We start from the raw sequence: 24,066 nt of genomic DNA on the forward strand, positions 1-24,066 counted from the left end.
GCCAGGTTTTCAAAGAGCGCTGACAGGGGTTCCGCTATTCGCGGATGGATGGGTTGTGGGCATCGCGTCCCCGCCTGCTGCTGCCGCCTGTCGCTCCGCACGGTCCGGGTTCCGCTGTGCTCGTTCGCCTCTCGAGGCCCACTGCCCGTGGAACTTTGGTGGGCAACGGGTTGTGACACCGTCAGGACCGGCCTGACGGTGTCAACGAGGGGCGGGTCCGCTATTCGCGGGTGGGGGTGGTTGTGCTGCCGCTCCGCACGGTCCGGGTTCCGCTGTGCTCGTTCGCCTCTCGAGGCCCACTGCCCGTGGAACTTTGGTGGGCAACGGGTTGTGACACCGTCAGGACCAACCTGACGGTGTCAACAAGGGGCGCGGTCCCACTATTCGCGGGTGGGGGTGGTTTTGCGGGCATCGAGCCATGCCCGCCGTCGCTCGCGGTGCGACCGTTCCCGGGCCCGGATTTCGTTGAGGGCACCGGCCATCAGTTCACCGGTGTGGTGCAGGTGATTGACCTGCGGGGTGCCGGTGGGGTCGATGTGGGGTGGGGCGATCCACCCGGTCCGGCCCGGGAACTGGGTATCCTCGCCCATGACAATGGTTTTCCAGCCCCCGGGCCCGTCGTGGATCATCGCGTGGCACCCATCGCAGGCGAGGGTGAGGTTGTCGATGTCGGTGGGGCCGCCTTCTGCCCATCCGGTGACGTGATGGGCCGCCGCCAGGCTCGCGGGCGCACTGCACCCGGGTCGGGTACACCCCTTGTCGGAAGCGATCAACGCCAGTCGTTGTGCGGGCGTGGCCAACCGGTCTCGCCCGCGCCCCAAATACAGGGGCAGTCCGGCCTTGTTCAACACCACCAACAACGGTCGGGTTCCGGCCGCCAGTTCCAGGGCTTGCGGGATGGTCAGGGTGCCCCCGGTCGCGGTGGTCGCGATCCCCGCACCCCGCTCGAGGTCCTCCACACGCATGGTGATGATCGCTTCCACGGGCAAACCCCGGTGGGAGCCGAGCTTGGGGCGGTCGAGCTGAAACCGCAGCACCGCCAACAACGCATCATGGTTGCGTTGCGCGGGCGAGCGGTTATCGCGTTCGGAGGCGGCTTTCAGTTTCTGGCGGTCGAGGGTGCGGTCGGCGACCTTCGGGCTGTGCGGATCGGCGGGGTTGCACATGCCCGGGCGGGCGAACTTGGCCAGCAACGGCTCCAGGATTTCCCGCAACGGCTCGGTGATCTCCCCGATCAGCGGGGACATCCCGTCCGCACGCTTGCGCCCGAGGGTGAGCCCGCGCATGCGTTCGCGGTCTTTGTCCTGGGTGAGGGTGCCGTCGGGGTCGATGTTCGCCAGGATGACCTCACCCAGATCGAGCAGTTTGTCCGGGCTGCCGGTGCGGGCGTAGGTGGTCAAAACGTCTTGGGCCAGGTCTTTCTGGCCGGGATCGGCAGCACACGGGATGCGCTTGAGGACCTGCGCGATCCGCCGCACATGATCGACCGAGATCTCCCCGGCGCGTTGGGCTTCGGCGACATACGCCAGTTCCGGTTCCAGGTCCCCGCCGAGCGCCGGATGCGGGCTCAACTGTTTGGCGGCGTTGACCCGCGAGACCGCATCAGCGTGGCTGAGCCGCAAGGTCTGTTCCAAGAATTTGACCGGGGACGCCGACCCGGCACGCGCGGCCAGGGAGCGTGCAGGTTTCGGTGACGAACCGGTGCTTGACGGCTTCGAGTTTGCGCATGCTGGTCTCGACTTCACGCATCACTGCGATGAATTCCTCGTCCAGCAAGGGTGTGAGGGAGGCATCGAGGAGGTTTTCCACGGCGGTATCGAGTGCGTGTGCACTCGATACGATGGTGGTTTCTCCCCCCGGATTCATGCCTCTATTCTACCGCCGCAGAAGAACCCCGGAAAGGCGAATCACGTTGTGATATAAGGATATTCAGACTGGCGGACCGACCGGAATCTTTCAGGTTATTGTTCTTTGGTCGTTTTCTTTCTTCTTGTCCAGGCATCTTTGTTTTCGGGGTTTCTCTACGCCCAATGCAGGATTACGGTGAATCCATGCGGATCGATATCGAACCTGCGGGCTGGGTGCCGGACTCGTGCACCTTGCCTACGGCGGAGCAGCCGTTTCGGGTGGCGGAGTTTGCGGCCTTCTTTGCCGAGTCGGTTCAGGCGGCCACGCGCACGGCGCCGACTGGGCTGGAGCTGGTGTTGGTGGGTGGTGCCGAACCGGTCGCGCGAGACTTGACTGCGCGGGAGAGCGGCTGCTGTTCGTTCTTCACCTTCACGTTCGTCGAGAGCGGTCCGGAGTCGGTGCTGCGTATCGACGTGCCGGGTGCCTATGTCGAGGTGCTCGATGCATTCGAACAACTTGTGGCGCAGGCGAACTCGGGCTCGTCCAGCTGACCTCGGCGAGGGCGATGTCGATCAGGCCGGGGAAACGGGATACGCCGTGTGGCCGAGGTGGCCGAGTGCGGTCACTACATCCCGGAGGAGCAGCCGCAGGCGGTGATCGGCGCTCTCATCGGCTTCCTCGGCTGAATTCGCTCCGCAGACGATCGTGATCCCGGGCAAGCAATCTCGATACCTGGGAAGCATGTCGGCGACGGGACCCGGTCGTAGAGTGGCGGGGGAGATTAACCGAGCTGAGGGGTGCGTGTGGTGGCGACGCTGGTGAAGGGGCAGAATGCGGCCCTGACCGCTCCCGATGTCGTGGTTTCCGTGCAGGTCGCGGCGCCGGCGGAGTTATCCGCGCTGCTGGTGACCGAGCAGGGCAAGGTGCGTTCGGACGCGGATTTCGTGTTCTACAACCAGCCTTCGGGTCCGGGGGTGCGTTTACAGGCCGGGCAAACACCCTCGGTGGCGGTGTCCTTCGCGCAGGTACCCGCCGAGATCGCACAGATTCGGGCGGTGATCAGCCTGGAGAACGCGGGCAGCAATTTCGGTCAGATCGCGCCGCCGACCGCGATCGTCTCGGATACGGCCGGAAATCGATTGTACGAGTATCGGATTGCCGATTTGAGCGCCGAATCGATTGTTGTCGCGGTGGAGCTGTACCGCCGTCAGGGCAGCTGGAAAGTGCGTGCGGTCGGGCAGGGATATGCGGGCGGATTCGCCGCGCTGGTCACCGATCACGGTGTGTCGGTGGATGATGCGCCGCGCACGAGCATGCCTGCCGCATCGCCGTATCCCACGCAGCCGCCGCCCGCGCCACTGCCGCCCCCACCACCGGCCCCACATTCCTCAGGCGAGGTCAGCCTCTCCAAGGACCGTCCGGTCAGCCTGGCGAAGGGTCAGCGCGTCACCCTCCGCAAGGACGGCGGCGTCGCATTGACCGCTGTGCGAATGGGTTTGGGCTGGGATCCGGTCAAGAAGGGCTTCTTCGGCAGCCGTGCCGTCGATATCGATCTCGACGCCTGGGTCGCCATGTTCGCGGGCCGCAATCTCGTCGATGTCGCCTACTACGGTCAGCTGACTTCGAAGGACAGCTCGATCCGGCACCAGGGCGACAACCTGGTCGGCGGTGGCCAGGGCGACGACGAGGTGATCCAGGTCGACCTCACACGAGTCTCGCAGCGCGTCGACACCCTGCTGTTCATTGTGACCTCCTACCAGGGTCACACCTTCGAACAGGTGCGAAATGCCTTCTGCCGCTTGGTGGACGGCACCACCGGCACCGAACTGGCCCGCTTCACCCTCTCCGGCGGTATGCCTTTCACCGGCTTGGCCATGGCCAAGCTGTACCGGTCCGGCGGCGACTGGAAGATGCAGGCGATCGGTGACGGCTTCCAGGCCAAACATCCGGGTGAGGCGGTGCCGCAGCTGGGCCGCTGGGTGACCGACTGAGCGCTACGGTCCCGTGAATTATCGGACCAATCGGCCGAGCAGCGACGAGGCCGAAATGACCCCGAGCACAGCCGCACCGGTAAGTACGAGGAAATCGAGCCAGAGGTTGGCTGGAGTACCGACGAGCAGCCCGCGCAGCGCGTCGACCTCATAACTCAGCGGATTGATGCGACTGATCACCTGCAGCCAGCCGGGCATCAGCGCGATCGGATAGAGCGCATTCGACGCGAAGAACAGTGGCATCGTGATGGCCTGCCCGATGCCCATCAGCCGATCCCGGGCCTGCACGATCCCTGCGATGGTCATCGACAGGCACGCGAAGAACGCCGTGCCGAGGAACACCGCCGGAATGGTCGCGGCGATCTTCAGCGGATTCATCGTCATCCCCACGCCCATCAGCAGCGAAACGATAACCACCACAACGATTTGCGCAATGGCCCGCACGCCCGCGGCAAAGCACTTTCCGGCGATCAGCGCGGACCGGGGCGTCGGAGTCACCAGCAGCTTGTTGAGGATGCCCGCATCACGATCCCAGATGATCTGAATGCCGTAGAAGATCGAAATGAACAGCGCCGACTGCGCGATGATGCCGGGCGCCAGGAAATCCAGATACGGCACCTTGCCGGTCGGAATCGACCGCAGGCGCGAGAAGGTGGATCCGAAGATCACCATCCAGAGCACGGGTTGCACTGCCCTGGTGAGGATTTCGGTCTGATCGTGCCGCAGCTTCTGAATTTCGACCAGGGCGAACGTCCCGACGCGCGAGGTCAGCGCGGGAACGCGGGCCCAGCCCTGGGGGGCTCGGGTGGGTTCAGCCCATCCGTTGGGCTGAACGGCGAGTAGTTCGGACACTGCGCATCCCCGCTTCCGTCTTGTCGTCGTCGAGACTTTCGCCGGCGTAGTGCCGGAACACATCTTCGAGAGTCGCGGCGGGGCCGATCTCGTTCTTCAGGTCGGTCGGCGAGCCGACGGCGCGCAGTACGCCCTTGTGCAGCAGGGCAACTCGGTCGCACAGTTCATCGGCCTCGGCCATATAGTGTGTGGTGAGCAGCACCGTCATGCCGTAGCTATGCCGCATTTCCGCGACCCGCTCCCATACGCTGTCGCGGGCGATCGGGTCCAGGCCCACCGTCGGCTCGTCGAGCACCAGAATCGCGGGCCGGTTCACCAGCGCCTGCGCCAGCTCCAGACGGCGAATCATGCCGCCGGAGAAGGTGCCCGCCATCTGTTCGGCGACATCGATGAGATGCATCGCCTCGAGCGCCTCATCGACCCGCTGCGTCCGCTCACGGCGCGGCACATCGAACAGTCGCGCGAACCAGGTCACGTTCTGCCGGGCGGTGAGTCCGGCCTCGATCGAAAGTTGCTGTGGCACATAGCCGAGGTTGTAGCGCACGTCGGTGGCCTGGGTGGTGACATCGAGCCCCAGCACTCGAACTGACCCGTGCTGCACCGGAATCAGCGTATTGATGAGCCGGATCGTGGTGGACTTACCCGCGCCATTGGGCCCGAGCAGGCCGAAGATCTCGCCTCGGTCGATGGTCAGGGTGAGGCTGTCGACCACGGTATTGGCGCCGTAGCGATGGGTGAGATCGCGGCATTCGACGGCAGGTGGCGATGAAATCATCGAGTTTCGCCCTTCTCCCGCTGCTCCTGCTCGTGGAGCAGATCGGTCAGTGTGGCAATGACATCCAGGCCCCGCCGCAGGTCGGCGCGCTGATCGGCGGTCAATTGATCGACGGCCCAGGAGACCAGCTGCTGCCTGCGCAGCCGGGTGCTGTCGGCGAGCTGCTGCGCATCGGCGGTGAGCGACAGGCGCATCATCCGCCGATCGAGCAGATCGGGTTCACGCACGACCAGACCCGCCTTGACCAGGGCGGTGACAAAGGTGGACACGCTATTGGCGGCCAAACCCAGTTCGGCCGCCGCGGCCTTCACGGACACTCCGGGCTGGCGACCCACCAGGCGCAGGAATTCCGCCTGCGCGGCGGACAGCTCGGGCCCGTCGAACGATCGCCCGGCGATCCTGCCGAGCTGGCGGCGCAGTCGGCCCATCGCGCCGAACAGCAGGGAAAACATCTGCCCGGACTCGACACCATCGTGCTCGACCGGGCGCAGGCCTGGTTCGGCATCAGGGGAAGGTGCTGGCATGAACCGACAATACCTCTGCTTCAGAGGTATTGTCCAGGTGGCTTTGTTCCGCCCTACTGGTACCGGACCTGCCAGCGTTTGATGCCATTGATCCAGCCCGACCGCAGCCGCTCCGGTTCGGACACCTGGCTCAGATCGGGCATGACGTCGGCGATGGCATTGAACATCAGGTCGATCTCGAGCCGAGTCAGATTCGCGCCGACACAGTAGTGCGTCCCGGTACCGCCGAACCCGGCATGCGGATTGGATTCGCGGAACGCATCGAACGTGAACGGATCGTCGAAGGCCTCCTCGTCGAAATTGGCCGAGCTGTAGACCAATCCGCCCCGATCGCCCTTGCGGATGAGCCGTCCGCCGAGCTCGGTATCCGCGGTCGCAGTCCGCTGGAAGGCGGTGACCGGGGTGGCCCACCGCACGATCTCATCGGGCGCGGTGCGCGGCCGCAGCCGCTTGTAGCGCTCCCACTCCAGTTCCACCAGCTGCACGCGGGCCTCGTCGCGCCGCCGGAAGCTGTCGATCGGCGCGTACGGGTCGAGGGCGATCGGATCGGTGCGGAACTCCTCGAGGTGGCCGTGCTCGACTTCGCCTCCCGGGACCCGTCGCGGCTTGACCGGTGTCATTGGAAGTCCTTCCCGGAATAGCTGCCCGGACACGTGCTGGACATGTGTCCGGACGGTACTGCGATTGCAGTGTCGCGACAAGACTCGAATCGGACCTGACCATGTATCCGATTGCGGCATTATGAGATTGGCGAAGGCCCGGACCTGCGCACCGGCAGTGAGTCCTTGTGCCGGGCCGGACCTTCGAACTATATTCCGAGCACCTGTCCAGACATGTATCGGAGCCACTTATGAACGGCCTTGTTCCCGCCGGCGGCACACCCCTGCTGATCGGCGGCAAACTGGTCTCCGGCGGAGCCGGCGTCTTCGCGACGATCAATCCCGCCACCGAGGAGGTGCTCGGCCACGCCGCCAATGCGTCGGCCGCGGATATGGACGCCGCGATCGGTGCGGCCCGCACCGCCTTCGACACCACCGACTGGTCCCGCGATCACGCCTTCCGCGCGCACTGCCTGCGCCAATTGCGCGAGGCCATGCGTGATCACCTCGACGAACTGCGCGAGATCACCATTGCCGAAGTCGGTGCGCCCCGCATGCTGACCAGCGGGCCGCAATTGGAGGGGCCGATCGCCGATCTCGGCTTCGCCGCCGATCTGGCCGAAAGCTATGACTGGGACACCGATCTCGGGCTCGGGGTGACCATGGGGATCACCAGCCGCCGCCGGATTCGGCGTGAGGCGGTCGGTGTTGTCGGCGCGATCACCCCGTGGAACTTCCCGCATCAGATCAATCTGGCCAAGCTCGGCCCGGCGCTGGCGGCGGGAAATACGGTGGTGCTCAAGCCCGCTCCGGACACCCCGTGGTGTGCGGCCGTGCTCGGACAGCTCATTACCGAGCACACCGATATCCCGGCGGGCGTGGTCAATATCGTCACCTCCGACGATCACGAACTCGGCGCGCAGCTGGTCGCCGATCCGCGGGTGGACATGATCACCTTCACCGGATCCACGCAGACGGGCCGGGCGGTGATGGCCGGGGCCGCCGCCACGCTCAAGCGCACCTTCCTCGAACTCGGCGGCAAGTCGGCCGCCATCGTGCTCGACGACGCCGATATCGCGACCGCGTGCAGCTACACCGCATTCTCGGTCACCGTGCACGCCGGACAGGGCTGCGCATTGACCACCCGGCTGCTGGTGCCGCGTGCCGCCTACGACGAGGCCGTGGCCGCGACCGCGAAGACCCTGGGCGGAATTCGCGCGGGGGACCCGGAGAAATCCGGAACCGTGTGCGGCCCATTGATTTCCGCACGCCAGCGGGACCGCGTGGAACGCTATCTCGATACCGCGCGGGCCGAGGGCGGCCGCATTGTGGCCGGCGGCGGCCGGCCCGCCGCGCGGGAGCGCGGGTTCTTCATCGAGCCGACGCTCATTGCCGATGTCCCCAATACCGCGACCGTCGCCCAGGAGGAGATCTTCGGTCCGGTGCTGGTGATCATTCCGCACGACGGTGACGCCGACGCGATCCGCCTGGCCAATGAATCGCCCTACGGTCTTTCGGGTTCGGTCTGGGGGAGTGACCCCGATCGGATCGATGCCGTGGTCGCCGGGGTGCGCACCGGGACGCTGAGCGTGAACGGCGGTCTCTGGTACGCCGCCGATGCGCCGTTCGGCGGTTACAAGCAGTCCGGTTTCGGCCGCGAAATGGGCGTGGCCGGCTTCGAGGAGTACCTGGAAACCAAGCTGGTCGCCACTCCGGCCTGACCGCACCGACGAAAAACTTTATACCGCAGCAAATTTAGGAGCTGATTCTTCCATGGCCCGTTTCACCGGCCGATCCGCCATTGTCACCGGAGCCGCCCAGGGCATCGGCGAGGTCTATGCCCGCGCACTTGCCGCGGAAGGCGCGAAAGTTGTTGTCGCCGACCTGAATGTCGAACGCGGTGAGGAAGTCGCGAAGCAGATCACCGCAGACGGCGGCACCGCCGCCTTCTGCCGGGTCGACGTCGCGGATCCCGAATCCGCCGCCGCGCTGGCGGAATTCACCGTCGCGCAGTTCGGCGGCATCGACCACCTGGTCAACAATGCCGCCATCTACGGCGAGATGAAACTGGATCTGCTGCTCACCGTGCCGTGGGACTACTACAAGAAGTTCATGGGCGTGAATCTCGATGGCGCACTGAACGTGACACGCGCGGTGTGGCAGCAGATGGCCGCGGGCGGCGGCGGTTCCATCGTCAATCAGTCCTCCACGGCGGCGTGGGTGTACTCCGGCTTCTACGGCCTGGCCAAGGTCGGAATCAATGGCCTGACACAGCAACTCGCGGTCGAGCTCGGCGGCTCCAAGATTCGGGTGAACGCGATCGCGCCGGGTCCCATCGACACCGAGGCCACCCTGACCGTTACGCCGGGAAGCATTGTGAAGGATATGGTCTCCCGGCTGCCGATCAAGCGCATGGGTACGCCGCAGGATCTGGTGGGCGCCTGCCTCTACCTGCTCTCCGACGAGGCGAGCTGGGTCACCGGCCATATTCTCAATGTCGACGGCGGGCAGATCATCCGATGACACTCGAATCCTCCAGTGTCCCGGTCGGATTCATCGGCCTGGGCAATATGGGCGCGCCCATGGCGAAGCGGCTGCTGGACTGGCCGGGCGGGCTCACGGTATGCGATGTGAATGCCGCCGCGACGCTCCCGTTCACCGAGGCGGGCGCGCGGGCAGCAGTCGATCCCGCGGCATTGGCGGCCGAGTCCGCGGTGATCTGCGTGACGGTCGTCAATGACGAACAGGTGCGTGAAGTGCTCACCGGCCCGGCGGGCATTCTGCGTACGGCCCGACCGGGAACCGTTGTCGCCGTGCACTCGACGATCAGCGATGAGACGGCCGAGCAGCTCGCGGCGGTATGCGCCGAGCACGAGGTCGAATTCGTCGATGCGCCGGTGAGCGGCGGCGCACCCGGTGCCGCACGAGGCGCGCTCGCGGTCATGGTCGGCGGCAGTGACGCTGCGGTGGAACGCATTCGAGCGCCGTTCGGCTGTTTCTCCGATCTGATCGTGCATGCGGGCGGGGTCGGCGCCGGCACCCGAATGAAGCTGGCGCGCAACCTCTTGCACTTCGTCTCCTTCACCGCCGCCGCCGAGGCACAGCGCCTGGCGGAGGCGGCCGGGCTCGATATCGCCGCACTCGGCAAAGTGGTGCGCCATTCCGACGCCATTACCGGCGGCCCGGGTGCGATCATGTTGCGCGACACCACCGCACCGATCGATCCGGCCGACTTCTGGTACTCCATCCTGGGCCACGTCCGCGACCTCGGGGAGAAGGATCTGAGTCTGGCCCTCGAACTCGGTGATCGCCTCGGAATCCAGTTGCCGCTCGCGCAGTTCGCCCGTACCGGACTCGGCAGCGGACTCGGGGTCACCGCGCTCGGCTCGGGCTGATGGTCGCTCAGCTCAGGCTGATGGTGTGGCCGGTGTGCTCGATCTTGGCCCGCAGATAGTGCAGGTTGCTCGAGGTGGCGTGGACGGCCGTCGGTACGAGGGTGCGTACACCCACTCCGAGCGCACCGAGCTGGCGTGACTTGTCCGGATTATTGGTCAGCAGATCCACTTCCGCAATGCCCAGCGCGTCGAGCATCTGCGCGGCCGCGGTGTAGTCCCGTGCGTCCTCGGGCAGCCCGAGCGCGGTATTGGCCGCGTAGGTATCCATGCCCAGATCCTGCAGCGCGTAGGCGTCGAGCTTGTTGTACAGGCCGATATCGCGGCCCTCCTGACGCAGGTAGAGCAGTACGCCGCCGGCATCGGTAATGCGTTCGGCCGCCTCCCGCAGCTGGGGTCCGCAATCGCAGCGAGCCGAGCCGAAGACGTCACCGGTCAGGCATTCCGAATGCAGGCGTACCAGCGGCGTCCGTGCCGAGCGCTGGTCGCCGAGCAACAGGGCGAGGTGTTCCTTGCCGTCGGCGAGGCCGTCGAAGGTGACGGCCTCCGCGACGGTCGAGTACCCGTCTCCGAAGGTCAGCGGGATCGTCACTCGGGTGCGAATACTCGCACCCACTGCGGTGGTGGTGTCCATAACTGCTCCGGTGCTCCGAGGACCTGTTCTGTTCAAATTTGAACCTCGGTGATCATCTGCTTATTCCACTTCGAACAATCGCTGTAACCTGGGGCTATGGGTCATTCGCGGTGGCTGGACAGGGAGGAGCGCCGGGCCTGGCTGGCTTTTGTCACCACCGCGACCCTGTTGAATCGGCGGCTCGATCAGCAGCTCGAGCGCGATGCCGGGCTCTCGCACCCGCAGTACGAGATCCTCGTCCGGCTCGCGGACGCGCCCGGAAACGAGCTGCGCATGAGTGAGCTCGCCACGGCCATGTTCAATTCGAAGAGCAAACTCTCGTATCAGATCGACCAGTTGGAGAAGGCCGGTCTGGTGCGCCGGCGGTCCTGTCCGACCGATATGCGCGCGGTCTACGCCGCGCTCACCGACGCGGGCCGGGAGAAGCTCGAACAAGCCGCGCCGGGCCATGTCGCGGCTGTCCGGGAGCTGTTCATCGATGTACTGACGCCGGCGCAACTCACCGCGATCGCCGATGGTCTCGGCCGGATCAATCAGCGGCTGAGCGAATCCGGCGACTAGGCCAGGGACCGCCAGGTCCAGGTCGCGGAGATCTCCAGTGGATCGGCGGGCGTGACCGGGCGCGGCACGGTGTTGAGTCCGTTCGGCGGACCGGACTGCGCCTCCACGCAGACCGCCTCGGCCTGCTCGTCATAGATCACGACCCATTCGGTCCGGCTGGTGATGCGCAGTTCTACCGCGCCAGGCCAGGTGAGGGTGACGTCCACGCCGTCCGGCATGCCGAAGCAGTCATCCCACGGGCCCGGCAGCGGCGGGATGCGCCTACCGGTGGGCAGATGGTCGGCACCGCGCTCCTCCTGCCACTCGGGTTCGAAGGTGAGCTCGACATCCTTGCCGCGGGCCAGGTTTCGCAGAAACCAGGGATGCCAGCCGGCCTGTGCCGGGAACGGGTCCCCGGTGGCTTCGACGGTCATGGTGAGCGTCAGCGAGTTCTCGTCCAGCTCGACCGACTGGGTGACGCGCCCCGGGAACGGCCACGGCTCGACAAGATCGTAAGTGAATGCGGCGGAGCGGCCATCGCTGCGGACGATATTCCACGCGGTATCGCGACCGGTGCCGTGAATGGCGTGCGGTGCACTGTTGATGGGCATCTGATATTGCTCACCGCCACTGCGGAACCGCCCCAATTCGATTCGGCCGCACCAGGGCACCATGGGGAATACGCCGAACTTGGCCCCCTGCCGGAGTAATTCGGTGTCCCAGAGCCGCAGGCTCGTCAATCGGCAGCCGTTCTCGGGATCGATGGTCAGTCCGGCGTCTCCAGCGGACAGCGAGATGATCGTGTCGGTGGTCACCGATCGACCTTACGACTCGAACGTGCCACTGTCGCACACGAGCGCTCTGGCCGCATCCAGGATGCGCTCGACTCGTTCCCCCCTGCGCGACTGCGCGCGTGCGCGTCGCAACCGTCCCGCCTCGGTCACCCGCCCATGATCTCAGACCGCGGGGGCGTTCGTCGCACGCTTCGCAGCAGTGGCAAAACATGAGCGGAACATGACTTTTCGCCGAATCAGTCAGGTAGCGGCGCGACGGAAACATTACGGGCGCGGTGGATTGTCTAGAGCGCTGGATGCGTATCGCAAGAATGCGAAATGGCAACTTGCGCAGTGCTGTTGAGCGTGCGAACATAAAAGCCAGCGCGGACAAGTGTGAGATATGTTGTTACACAACAGATTGCCCGGAGTGGGTGCCAGCTGAATGATGAACGCCTGGATGTGAGGAGTTCGATAATGGCATCTGGGAACCCCGGCTCGGTCGGACGGGTCGAATTGTGCGCAAGGGCGTCAGAAGTCGCATCGGCTCGACTGTCTGAACGAGGCGGCGCCCGCTCGCGCACCCGCGGTCGCCGGTCGGCGCGACGGGATGCGTTCAGGCGGTTCTGCGTCGGATGATTCGCTCGAGGATTCCCAGGGTGGCCTTGAGTGCGGATTCGGGGACCACCGGGAAGGTGATGCGGTTGCGCCACTGCTCGCCGACCTCGGACCAATCGTAGTAAGACGTGACGAGAGTGCCGTTTTCGGCCGGTTCCAGTCGATAGCCGTAGACGTGGCGGATATGCGGCCGGAGCCGGCCCTCGATGGTCCAGGCGATCTCCCGGTTCGGGGTGAGTTCGGTGATCACCACCTCGACGTCGTATTTGCCGAGCGGGAAGTCCCCGAGGGCTTCACGGTCCATGTGGACCAGGAACCGGTCACCGGGTTGCTCGACCGTTGTGCCTTCGGCGTCGAGGAGCATTCCCGATGCATCGATGTCCACATGTCCGTTCGGGTCGGTCAGAACGGTGAAGATGGCTTCCGCGGGGGCGGGGATCAGCCGGGAAACCTCGATTCGTTCGATCCTGTTGTCCGCGTGGCTTTCTCCGTCGTGCGGGATCGGTTCGACCCACTGTGCGCGAGAGGGGCCCGGGGCGAAGGCGTCGCCGAAGTACTGCGCTTCGCGCACTACCACCTCGCCTTCGAACTCCATGATGCTGACGACGTAGGACGGCTGTCCGTCGTATTCGATGACCAGCTCGCTGACCCACAGCTCTCCGCCGCCGAGGATGCGGCGCAAGGTGAAACGCTTCTTGTTCGGCTGGGCGGTGCGCGATGCCTGGATATTGTCCCGGCCGCGGATGCGCTCGCCGGATTGCGGATAGTCGAGAACCGCGTCGTCCCGGTAGATCTGGTGTTCGCTCGCGAAGTCGTCGGCGTCGGCGGCTGCCCAGTGGCGCTGCAGCGCGGCCCGCACATCGTCGTCATGCATGGCTGAATTGCCTTCCCGTGGATGGACACGTAACCCCCGCACATATCTATCACTGTCCCGCCGAGTCCAGTAGGCACTCGGGGCTACCGGGATCGGCGGGGCCCTACCGGAAGGAAATCCGAATGTCACCTCCAAGCAGCAGCCGATCGGCAGCGATAGCGCGGCTCGCCGCGATCGCCGCGTCCATGGCGGCGGTACCGGCCGTGGCCAGGACCATTGCCGGCCCGGCCGGTGCGGCAGTGGCCCCGGCGCCACAGAGCTACGTCGTCGGAGCCGCGGCGAAGGAGCACCTGTCCACGCTGCTCGCCCAGGGCTTCACGGCGGACCTCACCACCGCCGCTTCCCATGGCGTGCAACACGATACGAGGCGTACCTCGCTCCCGCCGAGAACATGCTCCACGACGCGTACGCCGAACCCCACGGGCGGATCGACCTGCAGTTCAGCTGCCGAGGCTACTTCGCGTCCCCGTAGCATTCCACCACCGCCGTCGTGAAGGGGAACCGAACCGGCGTGGGCCCGAAGGCAATTCGCCCCGCATCATCGGCCGCGGTGGCGATGGCCGCGGCGACCGTTTCGGCCTCCTCGGCCGGGCAGTGCACGATGACCTCATCGTGCTGAAAGAAAACCAATTCAGCACGTAGCCCCGCACGGGTGATCGCATGCCGCAGACCCGCCAGCACCAGCAGTGTCCAATCGGCGGCGCTGCCCTGCACCACGAAATTCCGGGTGAAGCGGCCACGGGCACGCGCACTGGGCGTACTGCCGAACCGCCCGGAACTCTCCTGCGAATGGTCCACCTGATCGAAGGCCGCGGCCACCGGCGTACAGGTGCGGCCGAACCAGGTGCGCACCAGGCGGCCCTCCTCACCGGCACTGGCCGCATCGTCGACATAGGCCACCGCGGCCGGATAGCGGCGGCGGAGTTCGGCCATATGGGTGAGGGCATCGCCGGAGGTCTGGCCGTACATGGCGCCCAGCATGGCGATTTTGGCCTGTGCGCGGTCGCCGCCGAAGGCGCGGGCCGCCAGATCCGCGTACAGATCCTCACCGCGCCCGGCCACCTCCATCAGCCCCGGATCGCGCGAGATCGCCGCCAGTACCCGGGGTTCCATCTGGTCGGCGTCGGCGACCACCAGTCGCCAGCCCGGATCCGCCCGGATGGCCTGCCGGATCACCTTCGGAATCTGCAGGGCGCCACCGCCATTGGTGGTCCAGCGCCCGGTCACCGTGCCGCCCGGCACATATTCGGGACGAAAGCGGCCATCGTGCACCCACTGCTCGAGCCAGGACCAGCCGTGGGCGGTATACAGGCGGTAGAGCGATTTATAGGCCAGCAGCGGCGCCACCGCGGGATGATCCACCTCCTGCAGCTCCCATTTCCGGGTGGAGGACAACAGGATTCCGGCGCGGCCGAAGGCCCGGATGATGTCCTGCGGCAGGTCGGGCCGCACCCGCACGCCGTCTCCGAAGGCCCGCGACACCTCCTCAGCCAGCTCCGCCATCCGGCGCGGCTCGGTCCCGCCCGAAATGCGTTCCCCCAGCAGGCTTTCGAGTAGCTCCCGGTGCACGTCCGCATGCCAGGGAATCCCGGCCAGGTACATTTCCGCGGCCACCAGCATGCCCGCCGATTCGGCGGCGAGCAGCATCCGCATGCGCTCGGGATATTCGGTCGCGGCCGTACGCGCCACCTGCGCCGCGTAAACCTCCAGCAGCGCGGTGAACTCGTCCGTACCGGGCGGCAGCGGCACCGGGCCCGATTCGAACAGGGACGGCTGGGTCTCGGCGGCCCGCGCGGGCGCATCCGGCGGAACCGGCAGATTGTGCAGTCGCGCCCAGGACGCCGCCAAGGACCGAGCCTGCCCCGACTGCCCCTGCTCATGACCGATCAGCAGCGATTCGGCGGCCTCCACGTCGTAGCAGCGCTCGACTCGCACACCCGCGGCAAGCAGGTGCCGATATATCTCGGAGGTCGAGCGCCAGACCCACCGCTTGACCTCCGGACGCGAGCGCACCGCTTCGGCGAGCGAGGGCTCGTGCCGCACCGGGCCGGCCGGGCGACCGTCCGGACCCAGTGGGCACAGCCGCGCACCCCCCTCGTCAGTTTTCGCCACCGCCCATCGCATATGCCCGAGTCTGGCAGCGGGCACCGACATCACTGCCGATCTCCGATATCGCGGCGGGTTCTACCCGCATTTGGGGCCGATTCCCGCAATACGGACGGGTAACCCCGTGACGCTGTGCATCTGCTCGAAGTGGAGTGCACACTGAGCGGAACCGGGAGTAATCACCCTTGCCCTACCGGGCCAGTGCTGTGGAAAGGAGTCGGCGAGTTGTTCAGCCGCATCGCCATCGTGAACCGGGGAGAGGCCGCTATGCGCCTCATCCACGCCGCCCGAGATCTGGCAGCGGAGACCGGAATACCGATCGAAACCGTCGCTCTGCACACCGATGTCGACCGCAACGCGACATTCGTGCGCGAGGCTGACATCGCCTACGACCTGGGTCCGGCCTCCGCCCGCCCCTATCTCGATCTGAAGGTGCTCGAGCGTGCCCTGCTCGCGACCGGAGCCGATTCCGCTTGGGTCGGTTGGGGTTTCGTCGCAGAGGACCCGGCATTCGCGGAGCTGTGCGAGCAGATCGGCGTCACCTTCATCGGGCCCAGCCCGGAAGCCATGCGCAAGCTCGGCGACAAGATCGGCGCGAAGCTGATCGCCGAAGAAGTCGGTGTGCCGGTCGCGCCGTGGAGCCGCGGGGCGGTCGAGACCGCCGACGACGCCCTGGCGGCCGCGGCCGATATCGGATATCCGCTCATGCTCAAGGCCACCGCCGGCGGCGGCGGGCGCGGCATCCGCATGGTGTCGAACGACGCCGAACTTGTCGATGCCTATGAACGCACTCGCCAGGAAGCCGCGCGCGCCTTCGGCAGTGGCGTGGTCTTCCTGGAGCGCCTGGTCACGGGCGCCCGGCACGTCGAGGTCCAGGTCATCGCGGACAGTCACGGCACCGCGTGGGCGCTGGGCGTGCGCGACTGCTCGGTGCAGCGCCGCAATCAGAAGGTCATCGAGGAATCGGCCTCACCGGTGCTGAGCCCCGAGCAGGCGGCCGAGCTCAAGGCCTCGGCCGAGCGGCTCGCGGTGGCGGTCGGGTACTGCGGCGCGGCGACCGTCGAATTCCTCTACCACCCGGGTGAGCGGCTTTTCGCCTTCCTCGAGGTGAACACCCGCCTGCAGGTGGAACATCCGATCACCGAGTCCACCACCGGCTTCGACCTGGTGCGGGCGCAGCTGCTGGTGGCCTCCGGCGGCCGGCTCGAGGGCGAGCCCCCGGCCGAGCGCGGCCACGCCATCGAGGCGCGGCTCAATGCCGAGGATCCCGATCGTGATTTCGCGCCCGCCCCGGGCCGCATCGCGCGACTGGACCTGCCTGCCGGACCCGGCATTCGCGTGGATACCGGTGTCAGCGAGGGCGATACGATTCCCGCCGACTTCGACTCGATGATCGCCAAGATCATTGCCTACGGTCGTAATCGCGATGAGGCGCTGGGCCGGTTGCGCCGGGCCGTAGCGCAGACCCGCGTGGTCATCGAGGGCGGCGCCACGAACAAGAGCTTCGTGCTCGATCTGCTGATCCAGCCCGAGGTGATCGACGGCAGCGCCGACACCGGCTGGATCGACCGCGTGCGCGGTGAGGGCCGTCTGGTCTCGCACCTCAACTCCACCGTCGCCCTGGCCGCCGCCGCGATCGATGCCTATGAAGAGGAAGAGCGGGTCGAGCGAAACCGCTTGCTGTCCACGGCTTCCGGCGGACGCCCGCAGGTGCAGCACGAGAGCGGCCGCCCGCGCGATCTCAAACTGCGCGGCGCCGGCTACCGGGTGCGCGTCGCGCGCATCGGTGCGCACCGGTTCCGTATCGCGGTCGAATCGGGCAGCGATATTCGCACCGCCGATGTCGATCTCGAGCGTTTCGATCACCACACCGGGCAGATTGTCGTCAATGGCACTCGGTACCGATTGACGACCGGTACGCACGGCCCGATCCACGTGGTCGATGTCGACGGTGTCACCCATCGCATCAGTCGTGACGAGGGCGGTGTGGTGCGCTCACCCGCTCCCGCGCTGGTGGTCGCCACGCCATTGGAGATCGGCGCCGAGGTCGAGGCGGGCGCGCCGATTCTGGTGCTGGAGAGCATGAAGATGGAAACGGTGCTGCGCGCGCCGTTCCGGGCTCGATTGAAGGAATGCGCTGTTTCCGTCGGCTCCCAGGTGGAGACGGGCGCACCGCTGATGCGGCTGGAGCCGCTCGCCGATGACGACGCCGAGGCCGCGGCGGTCACGGTCGGCGAACTGGATCTGCCCGCCGAATTCACCGCGGTGCTGCCGCACGAGCGGCTGGCCCGCGGTCAGCAGGATCTGCGCGGCATGCTGCTCGGCTTCGATGTCGACCCGCACGATGAGCGCCGGGTGGTCGAGGACTACCTGGTCGCACGCCGGGAAGCCATCCTGGACAACCGCCGGCCGCTCGCCGAGGAGCTCGAACTCGTCGAGGTCTTCGCCGATCTCGCCGAGCTGACGCACAACCGGTCATGGGACGAGGACGGCGGTCACAGCCACGTCCACAGTGCCAAGGAGCATTTCCACACCTACCTGCAGAGCCTCGATGTCGAGCGGGCCGGGTTGCCGGAGACCTATCGGGCCAAGCTCGCCAAGGCGCTCGGGCACTACGGCGTCACCGATCTGGATCGGACTCCCGATCTCGAAGGCGCGGTCTTCCGCATCTTCCTGGCGCAGCAGCGTCCGGCCGACACCATCACGGTCATCACCACGCTGCTGCGGGAGTGGCTGCGCGAGTCGGTGCCGGACCGTGCGCTGCGTGAGCCGGCCGGCCTGGCGCTGGAGCGACTGGTCGCGGCGACGCAGGTGCGTTTCCCCGCGATCGCGGACCTCACCCGCGGCGTGGTGTACGCCTGGTACGGCCAGCCGCTGTTGCGGCGCAACCGCGCTCGCGTCTACACCAATGTCCGCAAGTACCTGCGCCACCTCGATACGCATCCGGATACCCCCGATCGCGCCGAGCACATCTCGGACATGGTGCGCAGCACCGAGCCGCTGGTGCGACTGCTGGGCCAGCGACTGGTGCGCGGGCATGCCGACAACACGGCCATGCTCGAGGTGCTGACCCGCCGGTACTACGGCAACAAGGGTCTGGTCGACGTTCGCACCCATGAGGCGGACGACTGCACCTTCGTCATCGCCGAGCGCCGGGGCCTGACCCTGGTCTCGGCCGCGGTGAGTTTCGACGCGCTCGACACCGTGCTGCGCGGTCTGAGCGAATTGGCCGGCGGCGCTGCCTCTATCGAGGCCGATATCTACCTCAGCTGGGAGAAGCAGCCCGAGGATTTCGACGCCATGGCGGCGGCGCTGCAGGAAGCGCTCAATGCGCAACCGCTGCCGCACCAGGTGCACCGGATCACCGCCACGGTGGCGGGCAGCGGCGGTGCGGTCATGCACCACCACTTCACCTTCCGCCCGTCCGCTACCGGTCTGGCCGAGGAGCGGTTGATCCGCGGTCTGCACCCGTACATCGCGCAGCGGATGCAGATGAAGCGGCTGCACAAGTTCGACCTCACGCGGCTGCCGTCCTCGGATGACGAGGAGATCTACCTCTTCCGCTGTGTGGCAAAGGAAAACCCGTCCGATGAGCGACTTGTCGCCTTCGCACAGGTACGCGACCTGGCCGCACTGCGTGAGCACGACGGCCGGTTGCTCGCGCTGCCGACCGCCGAGATCACCATCGCCACCTGCCTGGACTCGATCCGCCGGGCGCAGACCCTGCGGCCGTCGGCAAAGCGCCTGCACACCAACCGCATTGTGATGTACATCTGGCCGCCGGTCGATATCACCCGCGCCGAGCTGGAGACGATCGCCGCCCGCGTGCAGCCGACCACCGCGGGCGCGGGGTTGGAGGAGATCCTGATCATTGCGCGGCACCGGGATCCGAAGACCGACGAGCTGAAGAAGGTCGCGGTGCGCGTCGTCTTCGGCGCCACCGGCGGCACCGAGGTCATTATCGGTGAGCGCTCCGATGATCCGGTGGAGCCGCTGGACGAGTACCGGCAGAAGGTGCTGCGGGCCAGCAGCCGCAATACCGTGTACCCGTACGAATTGACCGGCATGCTGGGCGATTTCGCCGAGTACGACCTGGACGGGAACCACGCGCTGGTGCCCGTGGACCGGCCCAAGGGCCGGAACAAGGCCGCGATCGTGGCGGGTGTGGTCAGCACGCCGACCACGCTGTACCCGGAGGGCGTCACCCGCGTGGTGCTGCTCGGTGATCCGACCAAATCACTTGGCGCACTGTCGGAGCCGGAATGCCGCCGGGTGATCGGCGCGCTGGATCTGGCCGAGCGGATGCGGGTGCCGCTGGAGTGGTTCGCACTGTCCTCCGGCGCCCGGATCTCGATGGAGTCGGGCACCGAGAATATGGACTGGGTGGCCGCGGCGCTCAAGCGGATCGTCGAGTTCACCCAGGACGGCGGTGAGATCAATATTGTCGTCGCGGGCATCAATGTCGGTGCGCAGCCGTACTGGAACGCCGAAGCCACGATGCTCATGCACACCAAGGGCATTCTGGTCATGACACCGGATTCGGCGATGGTGCTCACCGGTAAGCAGGCGCTGGACTTCTCCGGCGGCGTATCGGCCGAGGACAATTTCGGGATCGGCGGTTACGACCGGGTGATGGGACCCAACGGCCAGGCGCAGTACTGGGCGCCGGACCTGCACGCGGCGCGGGATGTGCTGATGGCGCACTATGACCACACCTATGTGGCGCCGGGGGAGCAGTCGCCGCGGCGGGCGCAGACCAGCGATCCCATCGACCGCGATGTCTCCGACTACCCGCATGTGGCGGCGGACAGCGATTTCACCACCGTCGGTCAGATCTTCTCCGCTGCCGCGAATCCGGATCGCAAGAAGCCGTTCGATATTCGGACGGTGATGCGGGCGGTGTCCGATCAGGACCATCCGGTGCTGGAGCGCTGGGCGGGCATGGCCGATGCCGAGACGTCCGTGGTGCAGGATGCGCACCTGGGCGGAATCCCGGTGTGCCTGCTGGGTATCGAGTCGCGCGGGGTGCCGCGCCGCGGCTTCCCGTCGACCGACGGGCCGGACACCTATACGGCCGGCACGCTGTTCCCGAGGTCGTCGAAGAAGGCCGCACGGGCGATCAATGCCGCGAGTGGCAATCGGCCGCTGGTGGTGCTGGCGAACCTGTCCGGCTTCGACGGTTCGCCGGAGTCCATGCGGAAGTTGCAGCTCGAATACGGCGCCGAGATCGGCCGTGCGATCGTGAACTTCCAGGGCCCCATTGTGTTCTGCGTGATCTCCCGGTACCACGGCGGCGCGTTCGTCGTGTTCTCGAAGGCGCTGAACCCGAATATGACGGTGCTGGCGATCGAGGGTTCGTTCGCGTCGGTGCTCGGCGGGGCTCCCGCCGCGGCAGTGGTGTTCTCGAACGAGGTCAATGCCCGCACGGCCGCGGATGCGCGGGTGCGGGACCTGGAGGAGCGCGCCGCGAACGCCTCCGGCACCGATCGGGCGGCGCTCATCGCGGAACGCGACGATGTCCGCTCCTCGGTCCGCACCGAGAAGCTCGGTGATGTGGCATCGGAATTCGACCGCGTGCACAATATTCCGCGCGCTGTCGAGGTCGGTTCGGTCGACGCCATCGTCCGCGCCGCCGAACTGCGCCCCCGCATCATCGAGGCTATCGAGGCGCGGTTGCGGTGATACTTCCGATCTCCTGATCGGCAGTACTCCTCGCTAACGTATTTCCCTGCGCCCCAGTCCTTTCCGAGTTCCGGTCAGGTCTGGGGCGCAGGTCGTTCGCCGGTGCTCCGAGGGCCGAGTCCTGCCGATGCCCGGCGAAAAGCACCTGGTGAGAGCACACTGGGTGGGGCGTCGTATGCTTCCAGCGCAGCTAGTTCGCTGGTGATTTGCGTTGTCGAGGTTGAAGTGTCAGTGCTCGGGGAAGTTGGGAATCCACGGGAAGGAGGGCCACCAATGGGGGTGGACCCGCACCACCAGGCCGAGACGGACAGGATGTCGGCCCGGATCGCCCACATCCTCGACTGGATGAATCTGGAACCGCTGCAGTGGAGTCTGCACACCGAACCGGCCGACGAATGCGGCCTGGGAATCCTTACCGAGGCCCTCGGCTCAGTGCCCGCCGACTATGACCCCGTAGCCGCCGAACTCCTGGCCCTCCAATGGGCCGAAGCCCTCAATCTCACCGAACGCCCCGCCCTCACCGGCCGCCGCGAATTCTCCAGATACTGCGACCAATCCGACAACCTCCCCGTCGACCGCCTCCGCATCTGGTGCAACTCTCTACCCTCCCAAGACCTCTGACCGCGACCGCCGGCGCAACTTTGCGGTGCGGCGCCGCTGGGCGGGGCTAGGTGGAGATGAGTTTTACGTCGCTGATGAGCCAGCGGCCGTCGGGCTGTTCTTCGGCGGTTACCACCGAGGCGGTGAGGGAGACCGCGGGGGTGGGGGTGAGGTCGGTTGTGGTGGACTGCTTTACGTAGCCGACGCCGAGAGCGGTGGTGCCGGTTATGGCTCGGAGGCCGCAGTTGAATTCGATTACTTCGCTGCGGCTGTTGGTGGCGAGGAAGTATTCGCGGGTTGCGTTGTTGGTGTCGACCAGTTGTTGGCGATGTGCGCCTGTGGACGCGTCTATCGCGCCGGCGAAATAGTCGTCGAGCGATTGGGGATCGTAGGTCGACATGTGATTCAAATAGAGATGGATCGAGTGCAGCGCGGCGATGTGTCGGCTTCCGATTTTCGCTATTTCGGGCACGAGACCTGCGGGGGGCTCGGTTTGGGTCGGGACCGCGCCGAAGTTCGCGGCCTTGGCTGTCGTGCTCGTATTGCCCTGGGCTGCGGTGGAACCGGCATCTCCGCCGTTTCGAGTGTAGTACGTGGCGCCGACGGCAATCGCGCTCAAGGGCAGCACGCCGACGATGGCAGCGAGCTTCCGGCGTGTGAATCCTCGCTTTTCGGGTTGTGCGTCAGGAAATGGTGGGGGCTCAACCGGGGGGAAGGACAGTTCTACTTTCTCGTCTTGAGTCAAGAGGGTTCCTCACTGTTGGGCGGCCGTTGCGAGACGCTATCTGCCGGCAGGCGATTCGGCAGACGAATCGATTGATTCCAAGCCATGCAACACATTTGTGTCGGAAATATGCGAAATACGTTTCTTATGAGCTTTGCCCCGGCCTGCGTCGGAGGTGCGGTTCGAGACATCGTGACCGTGGTAGACCGGGCGGTCCGCGATGCACCTGACCCGAGCGGACGCTTGCTCTATGAATCGGGTTCGGATCGATATGGAACTTTGATAGCGACAAGGTTGCTACACAAGGGCTTTTGTCGGATTCGTCCGCTACAGTGCGCAATTGGATTGCCTCCCAAGTCATTTCTCCCGCGTCATCCTGCGGTACCCCTCGCGCTACATCCTTTGAGCCCTGGAGGTCGAATGACTGCTGGTCCGTTCGCGCCTGAAACCAAGACCGCCGCACAGGTACTGGCGCATACCCGGGAACTGGTGGAACCTGCCCATCGCGCCGCGGTGGACCGGTTGCCCGGCCCGCTGCGGCATATAGTCGGATATCACGTGGGCTGGTGGAATGCCGACGGCGCCGCCTGCTCCGAGTCGGGCAAGGCGGTGCGGCCGGCCTTGACGCTGGCCGCCGCACGCTCGGTGAGCGGTCCGCTCGGCGATCTGCTCGTCCGCACCGCGGTACCCGCGGCGGTGGCTGTCGAACTCGTGCACGACTTTTCGCTGCTGCACGACGACGTCATGGACCACGACCTGACCCGCCGCCACCGCCCGTCGGCATGGTCGGTATTCGGCGTCGGTCAGGCAATCCTTGCCGGTGATGCCCTGCAGGCCTTGGCGATTGACGTGCTGGCCGAGGTAGCGACGCCGGGCCCCGCCCTGCGCGTACTCACCGAGACGGTGCTGGAACTGTGCGCGGGCCAATCCGCCGATATCTCGTTCGAGAGCCGCACCGATGTCACCCTGGACGAATGCCTGACCATGGCGGCGGGCAAAACCGCCGCGCTCCTGGGTTGTGCGTGCGAACTCGGCGCGATCGCGGTCGGTGCGGGCCCGCAGCAGATCGGTGAGATGCGCTCCTTCGGAAGGCATCTCGGGGCGGCCTTCCAACTGGTCGATGATCTGCTCGGCATCTGGGGTGATCCGAAGGCGACCGGCAAGCCCGTCGGTTCGGATCTGCGCAGCCACAAGAAGTCGCTTCCGGTCATGGCGGCGCTGTCCTCCGGTACCGCCGCCGGCGCGCAACTCGGCCGCCTGTACTACCGCGACGAGCCGGTCGACGATGTCGCGGTTGTCCGATTGACCGAGCTGATCGAACGAGCGGGCGCGCGCAGATGGGCAAGCTCCGAGGCGGAGCGCGAGATCGCCGCCGCGCTGGCCTGCTTGGACCGCGCCGGCGCGGACGCGGAAAACTCCGCGGATCTGCGTCTGCTCGCGGACCTGATCACGCACCGCAATCACTGAGCGACGAGGGCGCGGTCCGGGTCGCTTTTCCGGTTCCGAGTGTTTCGGATCACAGGGATTCCGGTTG

The 24,066-nt window shown here is 66.4% G+C and carries 19 protein-coding genes and 1 pseudogene; 9 read left to right on the plus strand and 11 right to left on the minus strand.

The window, feature by feature from the left end:
* Positions 1–380 precede the first annotated feature (380 nt).
* Together OG716_RS03105 and OG716_RS03110 are read right to left on the minus strand one after the other, a co-directional pair.
* Positions 381–1,634, minus strand: coding sequence for a DUF222 domain-containing protein (locus tag OG716_RS03105; RefSeq protein WP_405136181.1), 1,254 nt, complete (start codon positions 1,632–1,634; stop codon positions 381–383).
* Positions 1,603–1,866: a hypothetical protein gene (locus tag OG716_RS03110; protein WP_405136182.1), complete on the minus strand. Its 264-nt coding sequence runs from the start codon at positions 1,864–1,866 to the stop codon at positions 1,603–1,605. Before OG716_RS03110 ends, OG716_RS03105 begins: the two co-directional genes overlap by 32 nt.
* Positions 1,867–2,051: 185 nt before the next feature.
* Between OG716_RS03110 and OG716_RS03115 the strand changes: the two genes are divergently transcribed.
* Together OG716_RS03115 and OG716_RS03120 are read left to right on the plus strand one after the other, a co-directional pair.
* Complete coding sequence (locus OG716_RS03115; protein ID WP_405136183.1) at positions 2,052–2,399, plus strand: hypothetical protein; 348 nt, start codon at positions 2,052–2,054, stop codon at positions 2,397–2,399.
* 252 nt (positions 2,400–2,651) lie between these two features.
* The gene (locus OG716_RS03120; RefSeq protein WP_405136184.1) at positions 2,652–3,839 is read left to right on the plus strand and encodes a TerD family protein; all 1,188 of its coding nucleotides are present in this window, start codon (positions 2,652–2,654) and stop codon (positions 3,837–3,839) included.
* 18 nt (positions 3,840–3,857) lie between these two features.
* Here the strand turns inward: OG716_RS03120 and OG716_RS03125 are convergent, their stop codons facing one another.
* From OG716_RS03125 to OG716_RS03140, 4 genes and pseudogenes are all read right to left on the minus strand, one after another.
* Positions 3,858–4,691: an ABC transporter permease gene (locus tag OG716_RS03125; RefSeq protein WP_405136185.1), complete on the minus strand. Its 834-nt coding sequence runs from the start codon at positions 4,689–4,691 to the stop codon at positions 3,858–3,860.
* Entirely contained in the window at positions 4,651–5,466 is an 816-nt protein-coding gene (locus OG716_RS03130) for an ABC transporter ATP-binding protein (protein WP_405136186.1), read from the minus strand. The genes OG716_RS03125 and OG716_RS03130 overlap by 41 nt, the downstream gene beginning before the upstream one ends.
* Positions 5,463–5,990, minus strand: a complete 528-nt coding sequence (locus OG716_RS03135) for a MarR family transcriptional regulator (protein ID WP_355126215.1) — start codon at positions 5,988–5,990, stop codon at positions 5,463–5,465. The genes OG716_RS03130 and OG716_RS03135 overlap by 4 nt, the downstream gene beginning before the upstream one ends.
* Before the next feature lie 53 nt (positions 5,991–6,043).
* Positions 6,044–6,457 (minus strand): annotated as a pseudogene (locus OG716_RS03140) (cytochrome P450); the annotation flags it as partial.
* Positions 6,458–6,840: 383 nt separating this feature from the next.
* Between OG716_RS03140 and OG716_RS03145 the strand changes: the two are divergent.
* Genes OG716_RS03145 through OG716_RS03155 form a run of 3 tightly spaced genes read left to right on the plus strand, consistent with a single transcriptional unit; the run spans position 6,841 to position 9,984 of the window.
* Positions 6,841–8,310: an aldehyde dehydrogenase gene (locus OG716_RS03145; protein WP_405136187.1), complete on the plus strand. Its 1,470-nt coding sequence runs from the start codon at positions 6,841–6,843 to the stop codon at positions 8,308–8,310.
* A 52-nt stretch (positions 8,311–8,362) separates the two neighbouring features.
* Entirely contained in the window at positions 8,363–9,112 is a 750-nt protein-coding gene (locus OG716_RS03150) for an SDR family oxidoreductase (RefSeq protein WP_405136188.1), read from the plus strand.
* Positions 9,109–9,984 (plus strand): NAD(P)-dependent oxidoreductase, encoded by an 876-nt coding sequence (locus tag OG716_RS03155; RefSeq protein ID WP_405136189.1) that lies wholly within the window; start codon positions 9,109–9,111, stop codon positions 9,982–9,984. Before OG716_RS03150 ends, OG716_RS03155 begins: the two co-directional genes overlap by 4 nt.
* 7 nt (positions 9,985–9,991) lie before the next feature.
* Here OG716_RS03155 and ribA read toward each other — a convergent pair whose 3' ends face one another.
* Complete coding sequence (gene ribA, locus OG716_RS03160; protein WP_355126227.1) at positions 9,992–10,615, minus strand: GTP cyclohydrolase II; 624 nt, start codon at positions 10,613–10,615, stop codon at positions 9,992–9,994.
* Between the two features lie 96 nt (positions 10,616–10,711).
* Between ribA and OG716_RS03165 the strand changes: the two genes are divergently transcribed.
* On the plus strand, positions 10,712–11,176 hold the full coding sequence (locus OG716_RS03165; RefSeq protein ID WP_405136190.1) for a MarR family winged helix-turn-helix transcriptional regulator: 465 nt from the start codon (positions 10,712–10,714) through the stop codon (positions 11,174–11,176).
* Here OG716_RS03165 and OG716_RS03170 read toward each other — a convergent pair.
* From OG716_RS03170 to OG716_RS03180, 3 genes are all read right to left on the minus strand, one after another.
* On the minus strand, positions 11,173–11,970 hold the full coding sequence (locus OG716_RS03170) for an aldose 1-epimerase (protein WP_405136191.1): 798 nt from the start codon (positions 11,968–11,970) through the stop codon (positions 11,173–11,175). The genes OG716_RS03165 and OG716_RS03170 overlap by 4 nt on opposite strands.
* A gap of 574 nt (positions 11,971–12,544) precedes the next feature.
* Entirely contained in the window at positions 12,545–13,012 is a 468-nt protein-coding gene (locus OG716_RS03175; RefSeq protein ID WP_405139487.1) for an SRPBCC family protein, read from the minus strand.
* 861 nt (positions 13,013–13,873) lie between these two features.
* Positions 13,874–15,544: a bifunctional 3'-5' exonuclease/DNA polymerase gene (locus OG716_RS03180; protein WP_405136192.1), complete on the minus strand. Its 1,671-nt coding sequence runs from the start codon at positions 15,542–15,544 to the stop codon at positions 13,874–13,876.
* A gap of 207 nt (positions 15,545–15,751) precedes the next feature.
* Between OG716_RS03180 and OG716_RS03185 the strand changes: the two genes are divergently transcribed.
* Together OG716_RS03185 and OG716_RS03190 are read left to right on the plus strand one after the other, a co-directional pair.
* Positions 15,752–21,208, plus strand: a complete 5,457-nt coding sequence (locus OG716_RS03185) for a carboxyl transferase domain-containing protein (protein ID WP_405136193.1) — start codon at positions 15,752–15,754, stop codon at positions 21,206–21,208.
* Positions 21,209–21,481: 273 nt separating this feature from the next.
* Positions 21,482–21,829 carry a hypothetical protein gene (locus tag OG716_RS03190; protein WP_355126249.1) on the plus strand — a complete coding sequence of 116 codons (348 nt, stop codon included), beginning with the start codon at positions 21,482–21,484 and terminating at the stop codon, positions 21,827–21,829.
* A gap of 46 nt (positions 21,830–21,875) precedes the next feature.
* Here the strand turns inward: OG716_RS03190 and OG716_RS03195 are convergent, their stop codons facing one another.
* The gene (locus OG716_RS03195; protein ID WP_405136194.1) at positions 21,876–22,553 is read right to left on the minus strand and encodes a hypothetical protein; all 678 of its coding nucleotides are present in this window, start codon (positions 22,551–22,553) and stop codon (positions 21,876–21,878) included.
* 399 nt (positions 22,554–22,952) lie between these two features.
* Between OG716_RS03195 and OG716_RS03200 the strand changes: the two genes are divergently transcribed.
* Positions 22,953–23,999 (plus strand): polyprenyl synthetase family protein, encoded by a 1,047-nt coding sequence (locus OG716_RS03200; protein ID WP_405136195.1) that lies wholly within the window; start codon positions 22,953–22,955, stop codon positions 23,997–23,999.
* The last annotated feature ends 67 nt before the right edge of the window (positions 24,000–24,066 follow it).

It is taken from the genome of Nocardia sp. NBC_01388, assembly GCF_045040085.1.
Classification (GTDB): Bacteria; Actinomycetota; Actinomycetes; order Mycobacteriales; family Mycobacteriaceae; genus Nocardia.